Source organism: Pseudomonas sp. P5_A12, assembly GCF_056400685.1.
This window is the reverse complement of record NZ_JBFUKU010000204.1, coordinates 1-9,954: the sequence shown is the minus strand read 5'-3', so window position 1 is coordinate 9,954 and position 9,954 is coordinate 1. Positions and strand designations below refer to the sequence as shown.

The following is a 9,954-nucleotide window of genomic DNA, read 5'->3' as shown; positions in this document are numbered from 1 at the left end:
TGTCGCCGGTGTGCATCCAACCGTCGAGCCAGAGTTCGGCGCCCTTTTCCGGTTCCTTCAGATAACCCTGGGTCAGCCAAGGCGCGCGGACCACGATTTCGCCCAGGGACTCACCGTCATGGGCAACATCGTTGCCGCTGGCGTCGACGATTTTCAGGTCAACCATGGGCACCGGCGTGCCGGTCTTGATGCGGGTAGCCAGTTGGTCTTGCATGGGCTGCTTGAGCACGTCATCACGCAGGTAACTCAGGCACAGAATCGGGCAGGTTTCCGACATGCCATAACCGGCGTGCACTACCATGCCTTTGGCACTGGCTTCGCTGGCGATACCGTGAGTCAGCGCGCTGCCGCCCAGGAGCATTTTCCAGCCATCAAAACGGGTCTGCTTCCCGGCTTCGCAGTTCAGGATCATCTGCAAAATGGTCGGTACGCAATGGGAGAAGGTGACCTTCTCCTCACGATAAAGCTTGACCAGCGCGTTGGGTTCATAGCGGCCCGGGTACACCTGTTTGATCCCCATCAGGGTGGCGACATACGGCACACCCCAGGCATGCACGTGAAACATCGGCGTGATGGGCATGTACACATCATCGGAACGCAGCAGTGGCTGGCCTTGGTAGACGCCCAGGGTGCCGACCGTATTCAAGGTGTGCAGGACCAACTGGCGGTGGGTGAAATACACCCCTTTAGGGTCGCCGGTGGTGCCGGTGGTGTAGAACAGGGTGGCGACCGAGTTCTCATCGAAATCGGGGAATTCATACTGGTCTGACGCTTGGGACAGCAGGTGCTCGTACTCACCCAACACCGGCAACGATGTTTCGGTAGCCGTGTCGTCAGTCAGTTGCAGGAAACCTTTGACGGTCGTAAGTTGACCCTGGATCTGTTCGACCAGAGGCAGGAAATCATCATGCACCAACACCAGATCGTCTTCGGCGTGGTTCATGGTGAAGAGCACTTGATCCGGAGACAGACGGATGTTCACCGTATGCAACACCGCGCCGATCATCGGTACGGCAAAGAAGCATTCCAGGTAGCGATTGCTGTCCCAGTCGAGCAGCGCCACGGTGTCACCGGCTTTTACGCCGGCGGCCGTCAGGGCGTTGGCCAGTTTGCGAATCCGTTTGTTGAGCGTCTTGTAGTCGTAGCGCAGTTTGTCGGCATAGACGATTTCCCGACCCGGCTCATAGCGCTCACCGGACAGCAACAGTTGCTTGATCAGCAAGGGATAGGCATAGGCGCCTTCGGCGGGCGGAATTATTTTTGTCGCCATCATGATTCTGGTTCCTGAAACTTTTTATTGTTGGCTCAGCGCCCCTGAATGCACACGTTTGCAAACGACTCCCGGCGCGGTGACGGGAGTCGCGGGGCATGGGGATCAGAACTGCGTTGCATCCAGTTGATAGAGGCATTCGCTGCCGGCCTTGACCGACGCGCTCAATGAATGGATGCGCGGCAGCAGGCGAGCGAAGTAGAAGCGTGCGGTGGCCAGCTTGCTGACGTAGAAGTCGTCCTCGGCTTGCTTGCCGATGGCGGTCTTGGCCATCAGTGCCCACATGTAGGCGTAAGCGACGTAACCGAAGGCTTGCAGGTACTCGACCGAGGCCGCGCCGATTTCATTCGGGTTGGCTTTTGCCCGGTCCAGCACCCATGCGGTCAACTCGTCGAGCGTGTCCACGGCAGCGTTCAACGGCTTGCTGAACTCGTTGAGTTCATCGCTGGCGTTGGCGGCGAAGTCGCGAATTTCGGAAGCGAACAAGCGGTAAAGCGCCCCGCCGCTGCCCACGATCTTGCGCCCGACCAGGTCCAGCGACTGGATGCCGTTGGTGCCTTCGTAAATCTGGGTGATGCGCACGTCACGCACCAGTTGCTCCTGGCCCCACTCGCGGATATAGCCGTGGCCGCCGAAAACCATCTGGCCGTGGAGGGTGGTTTCCAGACCCATGTCGGTCAGGAACGCCTTGGCCACCGGGGTCAGCAGCGACACCAACTCTTGCGCGCGTTTGCAGGTTGCTTCGTCTTCGCTGTACTTGGCCGTGTCGAGTTGCAGGGCCACGTAGCTGGAGAACGCACGACCGCCTTCGTTCAAGGCTTTCATGGTCAACAACATGCGCCGCACGTCCGGGTGGACGATGATTGGGTCGGCAGCCTTGTCTTTATTCTGTGCACCCGTTGGCGAACGGCTTTGCAGACGGTCACGGGCGTATTCGACGGCGTTCTGATACGAACGCTCGCCCAGCGACAGCCCCTGAATGCCTACGCCCAGACGCTCGTAGTTCATCATGGTGAACATCGCCGCCAGGCCCTTGTTCGGTGCATCGACGATCCAGCCCGTGGCGCCGTCGAAGTTCATCACGCAGGTGGCGGATGCCTTGATGCCCATCTTGTGCTCGATGGAACCGCAGGAAACCGCGTTGCCCTCGCCCAGGGAACCGTCGGCATTGACCAGCACCTTGGGCACCAGAAACAGCGAAATGCCTTTAGGACCCGCCGGCGCATCCGGCAGGCGCGCCAGTACCAGGTGAATGATATTTTCGGTCAGGTCGTGCTCACCGCCAGTGATGAAAATCTTGCTGCCACTGACCTTGTAGCTGCCGTCGGCCTGAGGCTCGGCGCGGGTGCGGATCATGCCCAGGTCGGTGCCGGCATGGGCCTCGGTCAGGCACATCGAACCGGTCCAGGTGCCGGCGTACATGTTCGGCAGGTAACGTTCCTTGAGCTCTTCGCTGGCGTGGGCGTTGATCGACAGGCACGCGCCGGCGGTCAGCATCGGGTACAGGCCGAAGGACAGGCCGGCCGAGTTGACCATCTCTTCGACCTGAGCCGAAATCGCCTTGGGCATACCCATGCCACCAAACTGCGGATCACCACCGACGCCGACCCAACCACCTTCGGCGAACGCCTGATATGCGGCGACAAAACCGTCTGGCGCGGTGACCGCGCCGTTGGTCCAGGTGCAGCCTTGTTCGTCGGCACTGCGGTTCAGCGGTGCGATCACTTCACCCGTGATCTTGCCGGCCTCTTCAAGGATCGCGGCAGCTGTCTCTTCGTCAATGACCTCGGCCAGGCCAGGCAAACTGGCCCATAGCTTGGATACCTCAAAGACTTCATTGAGGACGAAGCGCATGTCGCGCAAGGGAGCTTTGTATTCGGACATAGTGAACTTACTCAGGAGTAGTCAATGCTTGAGGAACAGGCGGAGTGTGCGAGGTGCCGGCTTCTTCGGCAGGCGCCCCCAGGTCATCCGCAGCTGGAAGTGTCTCCAGCGATTTTTCGCGCAACAGGAAGTACGACAGGGCTGGAATCAGGATCAGCGCGCCGAGCATGTTCCACAAGAACATGAACGTCAGCAGGATGCCCATGTCCGCCTGGAACTTGATCGGCGACCAGACCCAGCACACCACGCCTGCGGCCAGGGTGATGCCGACCAGGCCAACCACACGACCAGTGAACGACACCGCGTTACGGTAGGACTCGGCCAGCGATAATCCTTGCCGCTGGAAGTGCAACTGCACACTGAGCAGGTACAACGCGTAGTCCACGCCGATCCCCACCCCCAACGCGATCACTGGCAAGGTTGCCACTTTGACGCCAATGCCCATGCCCACCATCAAGGCTTCGCAGAGGATCGAGGTCAGGACCAGTGGCAACAGTGCGACCAGGGTGGCGCGCCAGCTGCGGAAGGTGATCAGGCAGAACAGGGTCACCGCTGCGTAGACATACAGCAGCATCGTGTGATTGGCCTCGCGGACCACGATGTTGGTTGCCGCTTCGATACCGGCGCTGCCAGCGGCCAGCAGGAACTGACGATCTTCGGTGCTGTTTTCCTTGGCAAACTTGTCGGCGATGGCAACCACCGAGTCCAGGGTCTCGGCCTTGTGGTCCTTGAGGAAAGCAATCACCGGCATCAACGAGCAATTGTTGTTGAACAGCTCCGGCGAGTTGACCGAGGCTTGCTGCGCGGCGTAGTTCAGGACGTCCTGGTTACGCTGGATGCTGTTGAGCTTGGGGTTGCCCTCGTAGGTGCCGGCCGTGATTTGACGCACGGCGTTGACCAGCGAGGTGGTCGCCCGCACACCCGGATTCTGTTGCAGTTCCCAGGCCAAACGGTCGGCGAGCACCAGCGTCTTGTAGTTCAGGCAGCCTTCCGGCGCGGTCTTGATCATCACCGCGAACAGGTCGCTGGACAGCGCGTAATGCTGGGTGATGTAAGCGTTGTCAATGTTGTAGCGCGAATCGGCACGCAGTTCCGGTGCACCACTTTCCAGGTCGCCGATCTTCAGGTTCAGGCTGACCATGAAGCCGCCGATGCCCATCAACAGCGCAACCAGTACCGCGCCGGTGGCCCACTTGCGGGTGGTGAAGCGGTCGAGCATGTCCCACAGTTTGCCGAAGCCTTTGTGACGGTCGGCACGGGTGTCGATCTTCAGGGCGCGCTCGGCAGCCTTGGCGCCGACGCCGACATAAGACAGCGCCACCGGCATCAGCAACAGCGAGGTGAAGATCAACACCGCGACACCGATACTGGCGGTAATGGCCAGGTCCTGGATCACCGGAATGTCGATCAGCATCAACACGGCAAAGCCCACGGCGTCGGCCAGCAGCGCGGTGACGCCGGCAATGAACAGACGGCGGAAGGTGTAGCGTGCGGCGATCAGTTTGTGGGTGCCACGGGCGATGTCCTGCATGATGCCGTTCATCTTCTGCGCGGCGTGGGACACGCCGATGGCGAAGATCAGGAACGGTACCAGCACCGAGTACGGGTCGATGGCATAACCCAGCCAGGCGACGATGCCGAGCTGCCAGACCACCGCGATCAACGAGCAGCCGACCACCAGCAGGGTGCTGCGCACGCAACGGGTGTAGGCGTAGATGATGATCAGCGAGGTGACTACGGCCAGGCCGAAGAACATCATCACCTGAATCAGGCCATCGATCAGGTCGCCCATCAATTTGGCGAAACCGATCACCCGGACCTTGTAGTGGCCCTTGCCTTCTTCACCGGACTTGCGCGCGGCACTGTCACCGCCATATTCRATCTTGTCGCGCAACTGCTCTTCGAGCATCTGCGAGAACGCGTGATAGTTGATGCTCTGGCCAGTGGCCGAGGCCTTGTCCAGCAGCGGCACGATCAGCATGGTGGATTTGAAGTCGCTGGCCACCAGGCTGCCGACGATACCGGCACGGGAAATGTTCTGGCGCAGTTGCTCGATTTCTTCAGGCTTGCCCTGGTAAGTGTCGGGCATCACCGAGCCACCCTGGAAACCTTCCTCGGTGACTTCGGTCCAGCGCACCGACGGGCTCCACAACGACTTCATCCACGCACGGTCGACGCCCTCGGTGAGGAACAACTGATCGTTGACCTGCTTGAGCACGTCCAGGTATTCAGGGTCGAAAATGTCGCCTTGGGTGTTTTCCACCACAACCCGTACCGAGTTGCCCAAACCACGCAGCGACGCGCGGTTCTCCAGGAAGTTCTGGATGTACGGCTGGCTCTGCGGAATCATTTTTTCGAAGCTGGGACGCAGCTCCAGGCGGGTGACCGCCATGAAGCCCAGCACCACGGTGGCGAGCGCCATCAGCAGCATGAACACAGGGCGGTAGTTGAATACCAGCCGCTCCAGCAGGTTGCCGGAGAGGCGGTCGAAATCACGCATGTCGCGGATCACCGGCATGGCTTCTTGTTTTATATTGCCCATGTCTGGGTACTCGCGTTAAGGGTTCGAGGTCTTATCGACGGACAGCGCCAAGGCACCACGGAAACCACCCACCACCAGCGAGCCGTTGGAGGCCTCGGCGGCGCCGGCTACCGGCGTCGGTACGGGTTGCTGAACCAGGTGCAATTGCGCGCCAGTGCCCTGGCTGACCAGCATCTGCCCACCCAGGGTGAACAAGCGGTAGTCGCCACGGTCATCGATGAGGCCGGCGGTGATGCTGATGCGCAAGCCACTGTCCAGCGCGGTCCAACTCTGGCCGCCATCGGTGCTGCGCAATACGTTGCCGCGCAAGCCATAGACGAGCACTTCACCCGGCTTACCCAGCACGCCGAAGAAACTGCCCTGATAGGGGGTCGGCACGGCGGCAAAGCGCTGGCTGGCGTCATCCCATTTGAGCAACAGGCCTTGCTCACCAGCGATGTACAAGCCGTCACCGGTCGAGGCGATGGCGTTGAGGTGAAAACTTTGCGGGTTTTCGGTGCGGTCCTGATACGGGGTCCAGGTTTGGCCACCGTCTTCAGTACGCAGAATCAGGTTGAACACGCCGACCACATAGCCGACCTGCTCATTGGCAAACCAGACGTCGAGCAAAGGTTTGTCCGCGCCCTGTTCTACCAGTCGCTGGCCTTCGTCGGCCAGCCGTGACCATTCTTCGTTGTCAGGTTGGGCACTCGCCAACGCACCATAATGCTTGACCAGTAACTCACCGATCTGACGGCCGTCCAATTGCTTGCGCCAGGTCACGCCAGCATCATCGCTGTGCAACACCACGCCATCATTGCCGACCGCCCAGCCTTCCCTGGCCGATGGAAAATTCACAGCACTGAGATCGGCACTCACTGGCACAGCTGCTTGCTGCCAGTGTTTACCGCTGTCATCTGAATAGAGAATGTGTCCACGCTGCCCGACGGCTACCAATCGGTCGCCTGCGCGGGTCATGCCGGACAACGGACTGTTGACTGCCAACGCACTGACTTTGGCGGGCAGATCCAGCACATCGATATAGCCGGCCGCCTGAGTGACGCCCTGCGACAAGACAAGCACGGCGCCGAACGCCAACTGCAGGTACTTTTTATACGAACACATACCGCGTCCTCTTGGGAAAACCGCGTCTGGGACTGCACTGTGCAGCCCGACGTTAAAAACTGTCGTCGCGGCGATCGGCTTGCACCGACCTGCGCGCGGTCACACGGCCTTGTGGGCCGTGGACCGATGGACGCTTTGTTACGGTTTGCTTAGCGAATGCCGGCGCCCGCCAGGGACTCCGACGACCACTGTGCCTTGGAGAGCGGATCGATGTACTTGATGCCGCCATACGGGCCGACTACACCGTTGATGTTGTAGGAACCGCCCACCAGGTCATAGATCATGAACGGAGTGGAGTCAGGGACCTGCTTGTCATAGCTTTGGCTGAGGAAGGCAAACGAACCACGGTACAGCTGACCACGAGCGTCATATTGATCCGAGGCCAAAGCGGTCCAGCTGTCTTCGTCAAGGTAGAAGCGACGCTTCTGGTAGATGTGACGAGCGCCGGCCTTGAGGTTACCCTCGACGACCCATACACGGTGTTTTTCCCAACGCACGAACTCCGGGGCCAGGTGGTTCGGAGTCGTGATCGACTTCGGATCCTGGACGTAGGTCAGCTTGTAGGTGTTGTACGGCACGATCATTTCTTGCTTGCCGACCAGCTTCCAGTCGTAGCGATCCAGCGCACCGTTGAACACGAAGACGTCGTCGTAAGTACCGGCGCCGGCGGTGCCTGGGTTAGGCGTGTCGTAGGCCAGGTTCGGTGCCAGCTTCACACGGCGCTGACCAGGCAGGTACTGCCAGGCGCGGCGCGGTTGTTGCAGCGGGTTGGCGGCGTCCTTGAGCATCACCGCTTCGCCGGCACGACGCGCCGGGCCGGTGTACTGCAGCTTCATCTGGTAGTACACATCGGCACTGCTGATCGGCTGAGACAGGTTTTCGTAGATCGGATAGGAGATGTTCGCCTGTCCGGTGGTCGCCAGGCTTGGAACACCGGCGGAGTCAACGTTCCAGGAATCGTACTTGGAGCTGATGCTCACGCCCTGATAACGCAACAGGAAGTTCCACATCGCTTCGTTACCCGATTGCGGGATCGGGAACGGTATGCCCGGCAGCACGTTGTCGATGGCCAGGCCACCTTCAAGGGACTTGGCGCCGGTGGCATTTTTCACGCCGTTGTCGAGGATCGCTTGAGGCAGCGAGACGGTGCGGTGAGTCGGGTACACGTCGACCTTGAAGGTCGGGAAACGCTTGGCCAGTTCCACGGTCGTTGCGCTGAGCAGGCCCTTGTACTGATCGACGTTTTTGCCGTCGATGACCAGTACCGGTTTTTCGCTGGCAAACGGATCCGGACGCATGCTGTCACCGGATTTGAAGCTGGCCGGCGGCGTGGTCAGACCACCATTGTAGGCGGGGATGGAGCCGTCGCTATTACCGGCTTTTTCAGCACCGACCAGGGTCAGGTTGCTGCCCAGTTTGGCGGCGTCTTGCGCCGATACAGCGGCATGGGCCTGGGCGGCGACGATCATCGCCAGCGAGGCAGCCAACACGGTTTGTGCAAATTTCATATTGTTATTCTCCTGCTTGCATTGAGCAAATCAGTGGTGAATCAAAGTTGTAAATCAGAAGGTTGTTTTCATCGTCAGGTACACAGCGCCACGATCCTCAGTCGTTGCACCACCACCGGAGAAGGACGAGTAGCCCCCGGCGTAACAGGCGTAGTTTTCGTTGCCGCTAAAGGCGTTCGGCGTAGAGCCATCACCACCGGTCGGACCGGTGCTCACGCCACTGGTATTGCACTTGTCGGTTTGGCCGAAGGAGTCCACGTACTTCAGGTCGACAAAGTATTTGTTGTAAACAATGGCACCCACGCCCAGCGCATAGTTGCCGGTGTCCTTGGCACCGCCACCGGACACCGGTGACACGCCGGCGAGGCCGACGTTGACGGACATTGGTGCGTTGAGGTCGATACCAGGGAACACTTGGTACCAGGTTGGTGTGAAGTTGACCGCGACGCCCCAGTTGTCCCGGGTCGGCTGGTCGATGCCGCGATAGGTGCCTTTGCCTTTGTAGAGCGCTTCGTTCTTGTCATCGAGCTTGAGCAGGTTGCTGTAGTACAGCTCGCCCAGCAGGGTGGCCGAATCGAACACCGGCATTTTCGGAATGGTCATCAGACCGTTCAGCGTCCAGTGCAAGGTTTCGCCGGTGGCGCTCATGCTATCGCCGCGGCTCGGGGTGTCGTAGATCACACCCGTGGAAGCGGTGCGCGCCGGCAACAGGCCAAGACCCTGGCCCAGGCCCAGCGGGCTGGTGGTGCTGACGATGGCCGGGATACTGGCCAGCGGCATGTTGTGACGGATGTTCAGGTCCGAACCCACACTGATACCGCCGACATCCTTGGACAGACTCAGACCGAAAATCTTGATGTCGTCGGCATAGGCCAGTTGATAAGTGGCAGTGCTCAACGAGTTGAGCGTGTTGACCACCGCTGGCACTTGCCCGGCTGGTCGGGTGCCGTTCGGGTTGGCCGAGCTCAGGCCTCTGGCATCCAGCCAGGCTTGCGGCAGGATGTCCGAGGTTTCGCGGTAGTAGACACCGAGCGTCCCGTCCAGCCAGGCCGGCGACCACTTGGCCATCACGCCCCAGTCACCGCTGTTGTGCGGGTTCAGGTCATCACCGCGACGCACGTTGGTCAACGCGTTGCACGGTGCCAGGCCACAACCCAGCGGGCTGCCCGGAACCACGGCGTTGGTGTTGCCGAGCAGGAACGATTTGGCGCCAAAGCCCACCAGATCGGAACCTCCGTAGTAGGTGCCCGCTTCTGGCAGGCGAGCGGCGTCCCAATCCATGAAGTACTGGGCACCCACGGTCAACTCGGGGTTGACGGTGAACGACATCGACAACTGGTTACGTGGAACGAACAGTTCCTTGGCTTCCGTACCCGGCGACGCCGCCAGCTTGGCCAGGTCGAGGCCGGACTGGCCGTAGCTGACCGAGTGCACCGGGTTGAGAATGGTCTCGCCCCAGAACACGTTGTGCTGACCGGCCTTGGCGCTGAACAACGATTCCTCACCCACTTCGGTGCTGTAGAACACGAACGCATCGAGAATCTCGCCCGACGGACCGCTGTAATAACGCTGGGCGTAGTTGCTCAGGTGCGGGCTGCCAAAACCGACGTTGTCGTTGGTGACGGGGGCCAGGCGTGGATCGTTGG

The 9,954-nt window shown here is 60.4% G+C and carries 6 protein-coding genes; all 6 read right to left on the bottom strand.

Translation table 11 applies throughout. The features are described 5' to 3' along the window. Positions 1-1,273, bottom strand: a 1,273-nt coding sequence (locus AC1DSG_RS22235; RefSeq protein WP_477792806.1) for an AMP-binding protein, incomplete at its 3' end; no start/stop codon positions are given. A 102-nt stretch (positions 1,274-1,375) separates the two neighbouring features. Beyond that, positions 1,376-3,154, bottom strand: coding sequence for an acyl-CoA dehydrogenase C-terminal domain-containing protein (locus AC1DSG_RS22230; RefSeq protein WP_477792805.1), 1,779 nt, complete (start codon positions 3,152-3,154; stop codon positions 1,376-1,378). 7 nt (positions 3,155-3,161) lie between these two features. After that, on the bottom strand, positions 3,162-5,696 hold the full coding sequence (locus AC1DSG_RS22225; RefSeq protein ID WP_477792804.1) for an efflux RND transporter permease subunit: 2,535 nt from the start codon (positions 5,694-5,696) through the stop codon (positions 3,162-3,164). 15 nt (positions 5,697-5,711) lie between these two features. After that, positions 5,712-6,800, bottom strand: coding sequence for a WD40/YVTN/BNR-like repeat-containing protein (locus AC1DSG_RS22220; RefSeq protein ID WP_477792803.1), 1,089 nt, complete (start codon positions 6,798-6,800; stop codon positions 5,712-5,714). Between the two features lie 149 nt (positions 6,801-6,949). Continuing rightward, positions 6,950-8,308: a DUF1329 domain-containing protein gene (locus AC1DSG_RS22215; RefSeq protein WP_477792802.1), complete on the bottom strand. Its 1,359-nt coding sequence runs from the start codon at positions 8,306-8,308 to the stop codon at positions 6,950-6,952. 54 nt (positions 8,309-8,362) lie between these two features. Continuing rightward, on the bottom strand, positions 8,363-9,954 hold a 1,592-nt coding region (locus AC1DSG_RS22210; protein ID WP_477792801.1), incomplete at its 5' end, for a DUF1302 domain-containing protein.